Origin of the sequence: Prevotella sp. P2-180, from assembly GCF_002251435.1 — a bacterium.
In the GTDB taxonomy this organism is placed as follows: Bacteria; Bacteroidota; Bacteroidia; order Bacteroidales; family Bacteroidaceae; genus Prevotella.
This window is the reverse complement of record NZ_NPJI01000002.1, coordinates 14,874-30,055: the sequence shown is the minus strand read 5'-3', so window position 1 is coordinate 30,055 and position 15,182 is coordinate 14,874. Positions and strand designations below refer to the sequence as shown.

At 46.7% G+C, this 15,182-nt stretch carries 12 protein-coding genes; 5 read left to right on the top strand and 7 right to left on the bottom strand.

Going from position 1 to position 15,182, the window contains the following annotated elements:
* Positions 1-23 precede the first annotated feature (23 nt).
* The gene (gene nrdG / locus CIK98_RS00160) at positions 24-503 is read left to right on the top strand and encodes an anaerobic ribonucleoside-triphosphate reductase activating protein (protein WP_094382286.1); all 480 of its coding nucleotides are present in this window, start codon (positions 24-26) and stop codon (positions 501-503) included.
* A 561-nt stretch (positions 504-1,064) separates the two neighbouring features.
* Here the strand turns inward: nrdG and CIK98_RS00155 are convergent.
* Positions 1,065-1,706, bottom strand: a complete 642-nt coding sequence (locus CIK98_RS00155; RefSeq protein WP_094382285.1) for an HD domain-containing protein — start codon at positions 1,704-1,706, stop codon at positions 1,065-1,067.
* 118 nt (positions 1,707-1,824) lie between these two features.
* Between CIK98_RS00155 and menA the strand changes: the two genes are divergently transcribed.
* Positions 1,825-2,757: a 1,4-dihydroxy-2-naphthoate octaprenyltransferase gene (menA, locus tag CIK98_RS00150; protein ID WP_094382284.1), complete on the top strand. Its 933-nt coding sequence runs from the start codon at positions 1,825-1,827 to the stop codon at positions 2,755-2,757.
* Positions 2,758-2,789: 32 nt separating this feature from the next.
* Here the strand turns inward: menA and CIK98_RS17810 are convergent, their stop codons facing one another.
* Together CIK98_RS17810 and CIK98_RS00145 are read right to left on the bottom strand one after the other, a co-directional pair.
* The gene (locus tag CIK98_RS17810; RefSeq protein WP_172409750.1) at positions 2,790-2,942 is read right to left on the bottom strand and encodes a hypothetical protein; all 153 of its coding nucleotides are present in this window, start codon (positions 2,940-2,942) and stop codon (positions 2,790-2,792) included.
* A 28-nt stretch (positions 2,943-2,970) separates the two neighbouring features.
* A complete protein-coding gene (locus tag CIK98_RS00145) occupies positions 2,971-3,867 on the bottom strand; it encodes an RluA family pseudouridine synthase (RefSeq protein WP_094382283.1) in 897 nt (298 codons plus the stop codon).
* Positions 3,868-4,171: 304 nt separating this feature from the next.
* Here CIK98_RS00145 and CIK98_RS00140 point away from each other — a divergent pair, with 304 nt between their 5' ends.
* The 3 genes from CIK98_RS00140 to rpmA all read left to right on the top strand — a co-directional run bounded on the left by CIK98_RS00140 (position 4,172) and on the right by rpmA (position 6,410).
* The gene (locus tag CIK98_RS00140) at positions 4,172-5,509 is read left to right on the top strand and encodes an NADP-specific glutamate dehydrogenase (RefSeq protein ID WP_094382282.1); all 1,338 of its coding nucleotides are present in this window, start codon (positions 4,172-4,174) and stop codon (positions 5,507-5,509) included.
* A gap of 300 nt (positions 5,510-5,809) precedes the next feature.
* Positions 5,810-6,127, top strand: a complete 318-nt coding sequence (rplU, locus tag CIK98_RS00135) for a 50S ribosomal protein L21 (protein ID WP_094382281.1) — start codon at positions 5,810-5,812, stop codon at positions 6,125-6,127.
* Positions 6,128-6,146: 19 nt separating this feature from the next.
* Entirely contained in the window at positions 6,147-6,410 is a 264-nt protein-coding gene (rpmA, locus tag CIK98_RS00130; protein WP_094382280.1) for a 50S ribosomal protein L27, read from the top strand.
* A gap of 89 nt (positions 6,411-6,499) precedes the next feature.
* On the opposite strand, the gene CIK98_RS00125 is transcribed toward rpmA, so the two are convergent.
* From CIK98_RS00125 to CIK98_RS00110, 4 genes are read right to left on the bottom strand one after another with little or no spacing between them, the layout of a single operon-like run.
* Positions 6,500-7,372, bottom strand: a complete 873-nt coding sequence (locus CIK98_RS00125) for a 4-hydroxy-3-methylbut-2-enyl diphosphate reductase (protein WP_094382279.1) — start codon at positions 7,370-7,372, stop codon at positions 6,500-6,502.
* A 49-nt stretch (positions 7,373-7,421) separates the two neighbouring features.
* Complete coding sequence (gene meaB / locus CIK98_RS00120) at positions 7,422-8,510, bottom strand: methylmalonyl Co-A mutase-associated GTPase MeaB (protein WP_094382278.1); 1,089 nt, start codon at positions 8,508-8,510, stop codon at positions 7,422-7,424.
* A gap of 37 nt (positions 8,511-8,547) precedes the next feature.
* Positions 8,548-9,606: a DUF1573 domain-containing protein gene (locus CIK98_RS00115; protein ID WP_094382277.1), complete on the bottom strand. Its 1,059-nt coding sequence runs from the start codon at positions 9,604-9,606 to the stop codon at positions 8,548-8,550.
* Between the two features lie 34 nt (positions 9,607-9,640).
* Complete coding sequence (locus CIK98_RS00110; protein WP_172409749.1) at positions 9,641-15,100, bottom strand: alpha-2-macroglobulin family protein; 5,460 nt, start codon at positions 15,098-15,100, stop codon at positions 9,641-9,643.
* Positions 15,101-15,182 lie beyond the last annotated feature (82 nt).

Genomic DNA, 15,182 nt, shown 5'->3' with positions numbered 1-15,182 from the left:
CAACTCGTCAACTCAAAAAAAATATGCTGAAATATGTAAATACGGGTGTCGTTTTTCAGGAGATACCTGACGAAGTGACACTATCAATCAACATAGCAAACTGCCCATGCCATTGCCCCGGTTGCCATAGCCAATACCTTTGGGACGACATCGGGCAGCCACTCACCGTCGCATGCCTTGACAAAATGGCAAAAGAATGCAAAAACGAAATCACTTGCATTTGTTTTATGGGTGGCGACGCCGAACCAGAATACGTGGAGACACTCGCAAAGTTCATACATCGACAATATCCAGAGATAAAAGTGGGATGGTATAGCGGTCGCGCGCGCGTACCTTATAAAATTAATAAGGAAAACTTCGACTACATCAAGCTCGGGCCTTATATTAAACACTTAGGAAGCCTGCGCAAGCCTACTACAAACCAAAGGATATATAAAAAAGACATAAAAAACAACTTCATAGACATCACGCCTAAGTTCTGGAGAGAAAACAAAGAGTTTTAATAGGCTTAATATGCATGACACAAGCCATTGTGTTCGCACACAATAAAAAACTGTGAAAAAGCATAAAAACAAGCCGTGTTCGCACACAATAGATTGACTTGTATCAATTATCATGATATTTCTTACACTTTGTGACGATTTTCTCTTGACAGATTACAAAAAAAGTCGTACCTTTGCAACGTCAAAAGACAAAAGGGCATGAGAATGCCAAACAATAGTAAGAATAGGTTTTTAGTTATTTAGATAATTTGTTTCATAGACAATGTTTTTGGTTAGGTAATAGATTGTTAGTTTTAGGTTATTTGATTTTAGGTTTTAGTTAGGTAATAGATTGTTAGTTTAGGTTTTAACATTGGTATTAGTTAAGTTAAAAAGATTGATTCATTGTTAGGATAACACAGACGTAGGCAAAGCCGTGAGGCTGAGCCTTTTCGTGGGAGGAGGATTGAAAATTTCTCCATAGTGAAAGCGAAGGAGAATTTGAGAGATAATAATAATTTGCGATAGGCGATGCCATTAGGACAATGTTTCTGATGGCATCGTTTTTTTGTTTATCCACTACTACTCTCCTGACAATTCTTTATCATAGATAGTGTCAAACACATCGCGTAGCCTTTCACGGTCGGAAATAGTGTCACGAAGCAGTGAGAGTTTCCTTGCGTTGTCAGACTGTGGAATCCATAGTTTTATGTATCCATTTACAGAATACTTGTTCTCCATATGCTCCAAAAATCTCTTCCACTGCCTTTCCTTGTCCAACTGAGGATAGTTAGACAATCCAAACTGTACAGCACGCAGGAACACCTGTTCGGGATCAAGGTCACGGTCAGCCTCGGCAACAATCCTTCCATATACACTACGTGGTGCATGCGATGCCGATGCCCTATGATCCTCCACAGCTTCTTTCATGATTTTTATCTGTTCTGCCGAAAACCATTTCTTCAACCTTGCATCAGCAGCAAGAATTCTGCCACCGGTAATATGATGAACAGCCCTTGGCCCCGACATCCCGATATCGTGGTATGCCGCAATGGCGTATGTCATATTAATGTCGGCCCCCACAATACGCGCCAACTCCAAGGCACGTCGTATCACCCTCGTGACATGGCCCGTGGAATGAGCCTTGTCGAAGTCCTGATACTTTGGCAAAATATGTTTCTCCACAAACTCTACCAAATCAAGAGATGCTGTTTTTCCTTGCATAATGTAGTAGAAAAGATAATATTTATGATTAACACACAAAAAAAATCTCAATTTGTTTGCAAATATAATCAAATATTTCTACTTTTGCAAACAAAACAAGACAAAAATACAGTAAACCATGCAAGATAATGACAATAACATCAGAAAACACCACGATGTAAAACGTGATTCTCCCAAAGCCTGGCTTCTCGCCGCCCGTCCCAAGACACTCTCTGGAGCTGCAGTCCCGGTAATGATTGGCCTTGCACTTACATATAACGACACAATGTCGTCAGACCTCGTGTCGTTCAACGTGACAGCAGCAGTGCTTTGCTTTCTTTTTGCAATGATAATGCAGATTGACGCAAACTTCATCAACGATTTTTTCGACTTTGCAAAAGGTACCGATGATTCCGAAAAACGACTTGGTCCGCGTAGGGCTTGCGCACAAGGATGGGTAAGCATCGACCGGATGAAACATGCCATTGCAGCCACCACCTGCTTAGCCTGCGTCACCGGACTGCCGTTAGTATTTTTTGGCGGACTGGAAATGATACTCATCGGACTCTTGTGCGTAATATTCAGTTTTCTATATACCACCCATCTGTCTTATATGGGCATGGGCGACATTTTGGTTTTAGTATTCTTCGGCATAGTTCCGGTTACAACAGTATATTACCTTCAGTTCCACACCGTCACTTGGACCGTGTTCTGGGCTTCAGTCGGTTGCGGCATTGCTATCGATGCATTGCTCATTGTAAACAATTTCCGCGACCGCGACACCGATAGGGAATCAGGCAAACAAACCATCGTTGTGAGATTTGGTGCCACTACTGCCCTTCGTTTATATCTTGCTACAGGATGGATAGCTTACGCCCTCTGTTTACTGTTTTGGGCAGAAGGCCACCCTCTTGCATTCGTCCTTCCTACTATCTACGTTGTTCTTCACAGTTTCACCTGGCTAAAGATAAAACGCATCTACCGCGGGAAGGCCCTCAACATTTGCCTTGGGGAAACCGCACGCAATATCTTCATCTATGGTCTGACAGTAACAATCGGCTTGTTGCTCTGACACCAATTCCCTTTCATTAAGCCATAAGCCCTCTATCTTAGATAAAAGTAATATATGGCGGCAAGGGCAGCAATCACAGCCACTGTCACAACAGTTTTTATCAGACATCCAGCCACTTTCTTTATCACAAAAAAGCCCACTACCACGAGGAGCAAGATAAAAATATAATATACAAATGATTCCATAACGTAAAGTAAAAAACAGATTACATGATTACTTGAACAACTGCCTGAACTGTGTAGGTATGGGAGTTTCAAATTCCATACGCTCGTGGGTCACAGGATGAGTGAAGCACAAGAGGAATGCATGAAGGCAGAGACGGTGAAGAGGATCGTTACCGTCACCATATTTCACGTCGCCACATACAGGATGTCCCATATCAGCAGAATGAACCCTAATCTGGTTTTTTCGCCCCGTCTCCAACTTATATTCCACCAGCGAATAGTCAGTGGTGCGGTCAAGAGTGAAAAAATGCGTAACGGCATACTTTCCCCCATTATCCACAGGCGACGAATAAGTCACATAAGCCTTGTTGTCTTTCAGCCAGTTAGCAATCGTACCATTATCCTGTTCCATTTCCCCGCTAACCACAGCCACATACCTTCTGTCATACACGATGTCGTGCCAGTTATGTTCAAGAATCTGCTCAGTCTCCATATCCTTGGCATAAACCATCAGTCCGCTTGTGTCACGATCAAGCCTGTGCACAACATGCGCCCTACATTTCTGACGGCTTTTATGAAAATAGTCGTCGAGCACGCTTTTCACATTCAGCGACGAATGACCAGCAGCCATAGACAATATTCCTACATTCTTCTCCACCACCACTATCCATCTGTCTTCATATACTATCTTCACATACCTGCTTTTGAACGCCGCCTGATTACGTTTTGTCTGGCTGACAGCAACCTTCATGCCCGGCTTGAGCAAAAAGTCAAACTGTGTCACACATTTCCCGTTCACTTTTATGCCACGTCCTTGCAATGTAGCCTTTACCTTTGAGCGAGACTCACCTACTGTAGCAAGAAGATATTCAAGCAGTGGCATCTCCTCTGTAACCTCGAAGTACTTATAGTCACCTTTCGTGTTGTATCCGTGCTTGTAACCCATACACATTATTAAATTAATATTAATCGGGCGCAAAGGTACTAAAAAATATCGGTTCGGCAAAGAAAAGCATAAGTATATCTTTTATTAAGAGAATGTATTAAGAAACAGAAAAAATGCATATTATTGCAAAAATAATAAGTTACAGGTAAGATAAAACAGACAAAAAGTAGCAAAAAGAAAGTTTTTTGTAATTTTTTCAAGAAAAATGTTTGCATTTTCAAGAATTTATTGTACCTTTGCAACCGAAAACAAAAAAAACAGAAAGAAAACAATAACACATAAACAACTAAAAGAAGAATAAATTATGAATGCACAACAAGTAGTAGAGGAACTTAAGCAAAGATTCCCCAATGAGCCTGAGTATATCCAGGCAGTGAGCCAAGTACTTCCCACCATCGAGGAAGAGTACAACAAGCATCCCGAGTTTGAAAAGTCAAACCTCGTTGAGCGTCTTTGCATTCCAGACCGCGTCATCGAGTTCCGTGTTACATGGACCGACGACCAAGGCAAGGTTCACACCAATATGGGTTACCGCATCCAGCACAACAACGTGATTGGTCCTTATAAGGGAGGTATCCGTTTCCACAAGTCGGTGAACCTTGGTATTTTGAAGTTCCTCGCATTCGAGCAGACATTCAAGAACTCCCTGACAACCCTTCCTATGGGTGGTGCCAAGGGTGGTTCCGACTTCTCTCCACGCGGCAAGAGCGATGCTGAGGTAATGCGTTTCTGCCAGGCTTTCATGACAGAGCTTTATCGTCATATCGGTCCTGACGAGGACGTTCCAGCTGGCGACATCGGTGTTGGTGGCCGTGAGGTTGGTTACATGTTTGGCATGTACAAGAAACTCACCCACGAGTGGAGCGGTGTGCTTACAGGCAAGGGCCGCGAGTTCGGAGGTTCACTCATCCGTCCTGAAGCAACTGGTTATGGTACAGTATACTTCCTTCTGTCAATGCTTGAGACCCGCGGCATAAGCCTCGAAGGCAAGAAGGTCCTCATCTCTGGTTCTGGTAACGTAGCACAATATGCCACAGAGAAGTGCATCCAGCTTGGTGCAAAGGTTCTCACGCTTTCTGATTCAGATGGTTACATCTACGACCCGGATGGCATCGACCGTGCAAAACTCGACTATGTGATGGAACTGAAAAACGTTGAGCGCGGACGTATCAAGGAGTATGTAGAAGAATATCCTAACGCAGTATATCATGCAGGCGAGCGTCCATGGGGCGAGAAGGCCGACATTGCCCTTCCTTGCGCCACACAAAACGAAATCAACGGCGAGCAGGCTCAGACACTTGTCAACAACGGCGTATTCGCAGTGGCAGAGGGTGCAAACATGCCTTCTACACCAGAGGCCGTAAAGGCATTCCAGGATGCAAAGATACTCTACGCTCCTGGTAAGGCGTCAAATGCTGGTGGTGTGGCTGTTTCCGGTCTTGAGATGAGCCAGAACTCTGAGCGTCTGAGCTGGACTTCAGAAGAGGTTGACAACCGTCTGAAGCTCATCATGAAAGACATTCACGAGAACTGCGTGAAGTACGGCACACAACCCGACGGCTATATCAACTACGTGAAGGGTGCCAATGTGGCAGGATTCATGAAGGTAGCCAAGGCCATGATGGCTCAGGGCATCGTTTAAAACCGACAGTTTAATAATTGTTTTGTGTAATTTCGTATAGTATTATTGGTAATTATGAATTGCCCTATACAATATATGGTATAGGACATTCATAGTTACCAATTCTTTTTATACCAAGCTCCCAACATAAGGGATAAAAAAGGTTAAATTATCAGAATACGAAACATTTTGTCACAACATTATTTTCATATCTTAATAATTATTTGTACCTTTGCAGCCGATTTTAGTCTGTTGGGGCTTGGTCAAGCGGCTGCACGAAGTATGCCCGCCTCGCAGAGGAAACCCGTTTAATAAATAAAAATGTACGCAATCGTAGAAATTAACGGTCAGCAGTTCAAGGCAACTGAGGGAGCAAAGCTCTTCGTCCATCACATGAAGGACGCTCAGCAAGGCCAGTCTGTTGAGTTTGAGAAAGTACTGCTCGTGGATAATGACGGAGCAGTCAAGGTTGGTGCACCTACCGTAGATGGTGCAAAAGTAGTATGTGAGGTTGTGAACCCACTTGTAAAGGGTGACAAGGTCATCGTTTTCAAGATGAAGCGTCGCAAGGACTATCGTAAGAAGAATGGTCATCGCGCTCAGTTCACACAGATTGAAGTTAAACAAGTAATCGCTTAAATTCAGGAGGAAGTAAGAAATGGCACATAAAAAAGGTGTAGGTAGTTCTAAGAACGGCCGTGAATCAGCTTCACAAAGATTAGGCGTAAAGATTTGGGGTGGCCAGCAGTGCATCGCAGGCAACATCATCGTTCGCCAGCGTGGTACAAAGCACAACCCGGGCAATAATGTTGGTATTGGCAAGGACGATACCCTGTACGCTTTGGTTGACGGCACTGTGAATTTCAAGAAGACACGCTATAACAAGAGCGTTGTATCTGTCATTCCAAACGCAGAAGCCTAACAATAATTTATCAAGACAAAATTTATTCCAAACAAACAACAGAATCCCATGGCCTTAGGTCATGGGATTTCTGCATATTGTCGTATCTGTCATTCTGTTGCTCCTGGATGTAGTTTCACTATAGCATCCCGACATTGTTCCATAAGCCATTTGGGAGTGCTTGTTGCCCCACATATCCCTATTGTGCCAATATTGTCAAGCCATTCCGGCATAATTTCTTCCGGGCCCTCTATCAGGCGACTGTTATTGTTCACCCTCCGGCACTCGTCGAAAAGCACCCTTCCGTTGCTGCTTTTTCTTCCGCAAACGAATAGCACCAGGTCATGCCTGCTGGCAAAACTGCTCACATTTGGCATGCGGTTAGCCACCTGTCTGCAAATGGTGTCAAAGCTTTTGAACGTGGCCTTTGGTGAGATATGGCTCTGTATGTAATCAATGATACGGTGAAACTCGTCAAGCGACTTTGTTGTCTGCGAATACAGATAAATATCTCTGTTGAAGTCGAGATTCATCACATCCTCAAAATGAGCCACCACGATGGCGCGGCTCTGTGTCTGTCCCACCAGTCCGAGCACCTCAGCATGTCCGGGTTTCCCGAATATCACTATCTGCGCGTCAGGACAAGTCTCATATTGCTTAAGTATCCTGCGTTGCAGCTGTAGCACCACCGGACACGTGGCGTCTATGATTTCAATATTGTTTCTCTTTGCCAGTTCATAAGTCTCAGGCGGTTCTCCATGAGCCCTGAGTAGCACCTTTGCGTCATGCAAGGTCTCCATGTCCTCATGTGTGATTGTTATCAGTCCTAACATCTTCAGTCGTTCACATTCCATACCGTTGTGCACAATGTCGCCCAAGCAATAAAGCGTAGACCCTTTAGCCAGTTCTTCTTCCGCTTTTTTTATGGCAGTAGTAACCCCGAAGCAGAATCCGCTTCCGTTGTCTATTTCTATCTTTAGCATTATAGCTCAATTATTTGTTTTGCTGAATAATTGGATTTCAAGGAGTAAATTATGAGAAGTAGTGGTCGAGCAGTTCTCCTGCAGCCGCAAAACTGGTCTTCTCTCCATTGAGCACCGCCCGTTCAGCGTTTTTCATCATTACCTTTATCTCTGGATTGTTGTAGAAGCTACGATGTAATTGTTCGTTAATTGTTTCATACATCCAGTATTTGCTTTGCTCGTTTCTTCTATACTGGAAATATCCGTTATGCTTTACAAAGTCGATATATTCATATATCATGTCCCACACTTCCTTTACTCCAGTGCCGTAGAATCCGCTATAGCACAACACCTTTGGCAGCCATCCGCTTTCAGGTTTCGGGAAGAAATGCAGGGCGTTACGATAATTTGTAGCAGCCATATGGCATCGGTCCACGTTTTCTCCGTCACATTTGTTAATCACTATGCCATCGCTGATTTCCATTATTCCCCTTTTTATTCCCTGTAGTTCATCTCCTGTCCCAGCCACTTGCAGAAGCAGGAAGAAGTCCACCATCGAATGGCATGCAGTCTCGCTCTGCCCCACCCCGACAGTCTCAACGAATATCTTGTCAAAACCGGCAGCCTCACAAAGTATTATGGTCTCACGTGTTTTCCTTGCCACGCCTCCAAGAGAGCCAGCCGAAGGACTAGGTCGAATAAACGACTTCGGATGCTGTGACAGTTTCTCCATACGAGTCTTGTCACCCAATATAGAACCTTTTGTCCTTTCAGAACTAGGGTCAATGGCAAGCACCGCCAGTTTTCCCCCATGCTCTTCAAGCACATGAGTCCCAAACACGTCTATCGACGTAGACTTTCCGGCTCCAGGCACCCCGCTGATGCCCACCCTTATGGAATTTCCACTATAAGGAAGACATTTCTCAATTACTTCCTGCGCCTTAGCCTGATGATCAGGGTTAACGCTTTCCACGAGAGTGACCGCCTGACTGAGAATAGTCACGTCACCCTTCACTATACCTTCCACCATATCTGCCACCGATAATTGTCTACGGCGAAATCTCATGCGGTTGAGGTATGGGTTTACTGTGGCTTGTTGAGTCACACCGCTGTTCACTGTCAGTCCCTTATATTCTTCGCTATTCTCTGGATGTATCATAATTATCGTGTTTTTATGTAAATATCTATTGTATTATTCATTCCTCCACCTTCAACTCAATCTTAGGTTTGTTTGGGTCGTTGGTTATCATGAGTATACGTGGTTTAGTACGAGCCTTTACGAAAGGTTCTTTTTCTACGGTCACCTTTAGTGTTGTCTTCTCAGCCGGTTTAAGTTCCCTTTTTCCAAGAGTCAGTTTCAGTGCCTTTGAGAACATGTGAATCGACGATATTTGCAGATTGCTTTTTCCAGTGTTCATTATCTCTATTTTCTCCGTATGCTTATCCTTTTGCGAGAAGTCGACCTTTATGTTGTTAGCCGAGAGTTTTATCGCTGGAGCGTTCAGTCTTTGTGTCTCAGTGAGTTGTGCAAACTGCGGTAGAAGTACAGCGGCAGCCGTTAATTCATTTTCTGCGCTAACCTTGTCTCCTGGGTTGTTGGCAAGATACACCGATGTCTGAGTTATGCCATATTCATTAAGTTTGTCGGAGTTGAGCGTCACTGTAAGTTTTCCCTGATGCCCAGGTCTCAGGTATTCCACCGACGAGGCAACTTCGAGATATGGCGGCAAGTGCATGATGTTAGGCTGCAGCACTTTTGTCCCGTCGTTTATGAGGTGTAGCACGATAGAAGGTCTGTCACCTTTGTTCACGTCGTCAAATTCCAAGTCAGTTTTGTCCACTCTCAAGTCGCCTATCTTATATGGATATTCGCCCGAATAGTCAGTCACCTCTTCCACCACAATACCTTTCATTGTAAGGTAAATAGGCGTCTTTGACCCGTTGCTATACACTGCGGCCTCCTTAAAGAAGTGTCCCATCTGTCTTGCGTCGTAAGTAAGTTTAATCTCAAAATCTTGGTCTGCCTGCACCACTTGTTTTGGATATTCAGCCTTTAGGCATCCGCAGCTTACTTTCACGTCGTCGATGATCAACTGTTTAGAGCCTTTGTTTTTCATTTTGAATGTCACTGTAGCAGGTTTTGAGTATTCAATTTTGCCACAGTTCATGTCCTTGTCTTTCACTATTATCTTCTGTGAGTTTGCTGTTGCGGAGGCAAGCAGCATCAGAAGTGCTACTGTTGTCTTTTTGTTCATATTCTTGTTTATACGGTTTTCTGTTTGGTTATTATTATTTTACGATGAGCGTTGTGCCGCCGTTTGAGGCCTTAAACTCTGGTGCATAAGCACATTGGGCAGTACATGAGCCGCTGCAATAAGTCCCGTTGCGGTCTATGAAGTATTCTGTCTCGATGACATGCTCTCCTTTCGCCATCCGGTCGAAGAAGTAGTAAGTGGCATTGTCTTTCGGCATGCAGTAATAGCCGTTGCGGTATCCGCTGAGCTGCGTTATTGGTTCCATACACGAAGCCCTTCTGTCCACTATCTCCACGAAGTCCATGTTTCGTTCAGCAATGACCGTGATACGCACTTTCACCCTGTCGCCCACCTTCAGTCCTTCCTTTGGCATCACCATCTCACGCTTCACCTTCAGCCCTTCTCCGCTTGCGGCAATCTTATCCGTTTTCTGCATAAACTGAGCATATACGTTGCCCCATGAGGTGTGGTCGGAAGTGGTGGTGAAAGTGAGTTTTTTCTCACCTTCGTATGCCATCACAGCCTTTTGATATCCCATTCCCGCCGTAGCCTTTGGCAGTTCCACCTTTCTGTTGTCAATGCTCACGTCGGTCTGTCCCGAAGCCGAGAGAGCAGTCTTGTTGTCGAGCAGGAAGGCATTTATGGCATCCACACTGTTCACCGGAGTGTCCCAAGCCTGCGTGCGTTTCTGCTGCAACAGCCATCGTCTCATCTCGTCAATTATCGACTTTTCCTTTACACCCTTGTCTCCACACCTTATTATAGCCTCTATGGCAGCCGTCTGAGTGGGTATGGTATAGTCGCGCCAGGTGGTTACGGCACGGTAGGAGTCGAAGTATCGTCCGTTGGCGGCGGTGGCCACGGTATGTTCTTCTATGCTCTTCACATAAGTCTTTGCCGTTTTGGTGTCGCCGTTGTGTTGGAGCACGATGGCCGCCAAAGCCTTTGCGAACATCGACATGGTCTTCGACTCTTTCTTCAGCAGGGCTGTGAGATAGTCAGATGCCGCCTTGGCCTGAGCCTTTGGCGTTCTGTCGAGTATGGCGTTGGTATAGAGATATTCGAGGGCTGAGCTACCTGGGAAAGTCTGTTGGTTACCCTTTTTCTCTTCCCGTTTCATGTTCTCCACCATTGTTGTCATCTCGGTGTCGAGATAGTTCAGCGCATTGTTGAGCATTGTGTCGTGAGTGTTATCTCCGGTGGCAGTCTTCATCCTTGCGAGAATAGTCGTTATGCCCTGAGTCATCCATGCGTTACCCTTCATTCCCTGCCACCAGCTCCACGAGCCGTCGGTGTTCTGCAGCTTTCTCAGCTTGTCAGCCGCAGCATTTAGCCTTGCCTCCATGGCGTTGTTGTCAAAGAGCATCGCGAGCGCATGTTTCTGTTCTGTTTCCGTCTCTGCGTCGCCCACCCATGGTGTCTCGCTTGTCAGCACGTCCTTCAGTTCCATGTTTTTCTCAAGGTTGGCGGCCAGTGTTCCCTCGCCCGCTCTTTCCTCCTTCCAGAGTCTGAACGTCTTCACGGCTTCCGGATTCTTCTGTGCAATGTGTCGGGCTATGGTGTTGGCGTATAGCGACGTTGCGAGGTCCACGGCGTTGTTTGTGTGTGGCTGTGCCATTGTCGGCAGAGCCTGTACCATCAGCCATGCGGGGTTGTTGGTGTGCTCTATTGTCAGTCTCGATGTCTCGTCTTTCACTGCAAACATTTTCGTCAGGTCCACGCTCACCGAACCAGGTTTGTTCTGTGTAAACGTCTTAGTCACCGTCACCCTTTCCTTGTCAGGCAGCACCGCAATGTAGTGTTGCTCTCCGTCGCTGAAGGTGTTTCCGTTAGCCACTATCTTGACAACGAGGAGAGTGTGGCTTCCGTCGGCCTTATAGTCAAAGGCGGCCACCGTAGTCTTGTTCACAGCCACGCTGAACGGCTTTGAAAGCGTTGCCAAGGTCTTTTCCGTTTCCGGGTCGATGATGTCCATTCTCACCGTGCCCTGTATATCCTGGTTTCCAGTGTTGAATATCTTTGCCGTGAACTGCGTCAAGTCTCCTGTACGCAAGAATCGCGGCAGGTTTGGCTGCACCATCACCTCTTTCTGCGCCACGGTCTCCCCTTCTATGTATCCGGTCATCATGTCCGTGGTGTTAGCCAGTCCCATCATTCGCCATGAGGTAAGTGTTTCGGGCAGTGTGAAGGTCAGGCTCACCGATCCGTTTTCGTCGGTGGTAAGCATCGGCATGAAGAAAGCCGTTTCGTTCATGTTTTCTCTTATGTTCTCTTCCTGCGGTGTAGAGTTGTCGTATCCGGTTTCCTTCTTTTCCGCTTTATTATTGTCCATTTCCGTTGCGGCAACCATTTCCTCCACAGCCATATCGTCCATTACTTTTGCCGCTACACCGTTCATGGCTTTTGCAGAAGACATGTAAAGCTTCTCCTTGCTTAATCCCCTCACCATTGGTCTCATGAGACGTTCGAAGAGCGACTCGTCGAAGCTACTGAAGCCGAAGTTATGGAAAGTAAAGCTGTTGAACTTCTGCTGCATGAAACGAGTCATATATCGATTGGCCAATGAACTGTTCCATGTAGACTGTGGCAGTGGCAGCCATTGGCTCACGTTGAGTGTCCACTGGTGTTGGCGCAGGTCGTCGAGCGACTTGTCGTACATCGTGGCCATCAGTCTTGCGTCTGCGGGTTTGCCGTCAGGGCGAGTCACCGTGAGTTTCCACTGTTCCTTCTGTCCTGGCAGTAGCCTGTCGCGGAAAGTAGTCCACTTCAGCTTGAGTCGCTTGTCGGGTGTTGGCCGTGAAATCCTTGCCGTATGCTTATAGCACTTCCCATCCTTCACCCATGCCAAGGTGACGGTTATTCCCTTGCCGAATTCCTTTTTGTATTTCAGTCTACGGTTTATCAGTTCGTTTTTCTTGTCCACATATCCCTGTTCCACCACATTGTCTTCAGCAAAAACGGTATAGAATATGTGTGTATTGCCGGAGGCTCCTGCCTGAAGCACCACGTCTCCCCCTTCCGTAAACTTTTCTGAAGAGCAATAGAACCAGTCGTCGGTCTTCACACACGGCACCTTGTCGTCAAGTCCAAAGGCCACAAACTTCTGTTCCAGTGTGTCGCTGTCACAGATGGCAAACAATGTATGTTCTCCTGACGCGAGGCGTTCCGGCAGGGCTATGGGCAGCATGGTGCGTCCGTTGAGCCATACGCCGTTGTCCACCCTCATTCTCACGTCGGTGCTTACGTCTATTCCCGCGGAGTTCTTCAGATACACGATTACACTCTTCAGGCTGTCTGCCAGCACCTTGTCGCCCAGGTTGCAGCTGATGGCAGTCGTACGGCTTCCAAGAGGCAGAGTCATCGTGCCCACTCGGGTTTCTCCGCTGATGTCTGTCACGTCGGCCGTTACCTGGAAGTTGTAGAAGCGTCTTGTTGCCAAGGCTTCTTCGGGCAAGACGAGAGGCAGTTCCACCTCAAAGCGTCCCTCGCCGTCGGTTATGGTCTCTTCGGTCAGCAGTTCCTCGCTTGCGCCGTGGTCGCTGGCCCTCCACCATAATGCCGCCTTCCTTTCCACACGATACACCACGCGTGCCCCCTGCACCGGCACGCCAGCATACGACATCGCCCTACCTTCCACATAGAGAGTGTCGCCGTTGTGGTATGGCGAGTTCACCTTTGGAATCTCAACCTTAAACGACGGGCGCTTGTACTCTTCCACCTTTATTATAGTCGACGCCTCTTCCACCTTCACCGTAAACGAGCCGCTCATCACGCCTTCAGGCAGTATGAAGTCAGTTGTCACTGTTCCGTACTTGTCAGCCTCGAGACTTTTCTCCGCCACGGTCTTTCTGTTAGCGTCGAGCAGTCGTGCAGTCACCTTTCGGTTCTCGTCTGCCACAGAAGTAATCCAGTCGTCCTTGCGGAAGCACACAGCCGACATGTGTACAGTCTGTCCCGGCCTGTATATGGCCCTGTCGGTAAACACTTTTATTGTCGTGCCCTTTCCGTTGTCTTTCTCGTTGTAGAAGTATGACGGCAGCGTCCATCGTGGCGCGGCCTTGTCGTCGTTAGTGTATGCATACTCTATTGTTGGCACCCTCTTCTCATATTTGTAAACCACCTCGCCGTTTTTGTTGCACCGCAATGTCTTCACATCTTTCCCTTCCTTCAGTTCTATTGAAGCGTTTGCCAAGGGCATACCTGTTGTAGAGTTCACCACAGCATATCTCACCTTGTTTCCCGGCAAAGCCTGTTTCAGGAGGGTCACATCGCTCACGTGAATGGCGAGATAAGCCGTTTCGGTTGTGGGCTGCGAGGTCAGTTCCACGAGATACACGCCGCATGGCAATCCCTGTATGGTCAGAGTGTCGTCATACTGTTCGTAATTCGGGCGATAAGGCAGTTGTCGTGTTTCCGTGAGCGGCATCTGCGGGTTTTTGATGTTCTGCTTGAATTTCTTAAACGTCTTGGCGTCATAAACATGCACGTCGTCGTTTCCCGCGAGATTGGTTGTATAAATGCTTGCGGTCACGTTTTTCAGGTTACGCACGTTCTCCAGAGTAATTTTCACCGGCACTCCAGGCCTTACCGTAGTCTGTGTCATTTTGGCGCAAAGACTTGGTCTGGTCAGTTGTTTTTCCTCGTTTCGCATCTCTCCCGCGCGCTGCCATCCAGGCCAGTTTTCGAGTATGAAGTGTATGTATTTTATCTTCTTCTCCGGTTTGCAGTCCTTGCAGAAGTCCATGGCATAGTAGCGTTCTACTGCCGCTTCTCCAGCCACGTCAATATCCTTGTATACATTTACGAGAGAGTCGAGCGAATAGACGTAAGGCGACTTGTTTATGGTATACACTCCGTATTTGTCTGTACGGCTTCTGTCAGCTTTCAAGGCCATAAGAGCGGTGATGCAGGCAGCCCTTCTGTTTCCCGCCATCTCATAATATCTGCTCATGGCAGCAAATTCCCCAGTCTCGTATCCCACCACGCTCAGCAAGTCCTCGGCAAACACCGATGCGTTATAGCCTTCCACCACGAGAGGCTTGTAGTCGTCGGCCTTTGTTTTTGCAAGTATTTCAGGCGACTTCATAGCTTCCTTTGCAAACAGCCTTGCGGTCTGTTGCCATTCTTTCGAAAGAGTATTGCCGTACGAAGAATAAGTTTTCGCCAGCACGGCGGCCATCACCGCACGAGCCACCTCATCGTCTGTAGCGGCCATTTTTGCCTCAAGCCTATCCACGGCAGGCTTCAGCGAGTCAGCAGAAATCTCGTAGTGGCATTTCATTGCCATCACCTCCGCCTTCATCATCTGGCCGTAGGCTTGTTCCAGCCTTGCCTTATCCATTATTTGGCTGAGCAGTTGCAGTTGGGTTTTAGGCAAGTCTTTATTCCCCGCTTCAGTCACTTGTTTCCACAAGGTGGAGTATGTCTTTTGAGCCCATGCCGACTTGGGGCTTATGGCAAGGGCCAATATAAGCGAAATGAAAAATGTCTTCATAATCATAATTATTAAATAACTTATACGAATAAACAGTACAGGTTTCATGTGTCTTGCACCATTATTACTACAAAGATACAAC

What these genes read in the sequence shown, in the direction of transcription:
- nrdG (WP_094382286.1), top strand. Translation starts at nt 24, where the DNA reads ATGCTGAAATATGTAAATACGGGTGTCGTTTTTCAGGAGATACCTGAC.
- CIK98_RS00155 (WP_094382285.1), bottom strand. Translation starts at nt 1,706, where the DNA reads ATGCAAGGAAAAACAGCATCTCTTGATTTGGTAGAGTTTGTGGAGAAA.
- menA (WP_094382284.1), top strand. Translation starts at nt 1,825, where the DNA reads ATGCAAGATAATGACAATAACATCAGAAAACACCACGATGTAAAACGT.
- CIK98_RS17810 (WP_172409750.1), bottom strand. Translation starts at nt 2,942, where the DNA reads ATGGAATCATTTGTATATTATATTTTTATCTTGCTCCTCGTGGTAGTG.
- CIK98_RS00145 (WP_094382283.1), bottom strand. Translation starts at nt 3,867, where the DNA reads ATGGGTTACAAGCACGGATACAACACGAAAGGTGACTATAAGTACTTC.
- CIK98_RS00140 (WP_094382282.1), top strand. Translation starts at nt 4,172, where the DNA reads ATGAATGCACAACAAGTAGTAGAGGAACTTAAGCAAAGATTCCCCAAT.
- rplU (WP_094382281.1), top strand. Translation starts at nt 5,810, where the DNA reads ATGTACGCAATCGTAGAAATTAACGGTCAGCAGTTCAAGGCAACTGAG.
- rpmA (WP_094382280.1), top strand. Translation starts at nt 6,147, where the DNA reads ATGGCACATAAAAAAGGTGTAGGTAGTTCTAAGAACGGCCGTGAATCA.
- CIK98_RS00125 (WP_094382279.1), bottom strand. Translation starts at nt 7,372, where the DNA reads ATGCTAAAGATAGAAATAGACAACGGAAGCGGATTCTGCTTCGGGGTT.
- meaB (WP_094382278.1), bottom strand. Translation starts at nt 8,510, where the DNA reads ATGATACATCCAGAGAATAGCGAAGAATATAAGGGACTGACAGTGAAC.
- CIK98_RS00115 (WP_094382277.1), bottom strand. Translation starts at nt 9,606, where the DNA reads ATGAACAAAAAGACAACAGTAGCACTTCTGATGCTGCTTGCCTCCGCA.
- CIK98_RS00110 (WP_172409749.1), bottom strand. Translation starts at nt 15,100, where the DNA reads ATGAAGACATTTTTCATTTCGCTTATATTGGCCCTTGCCATAAGCCCC.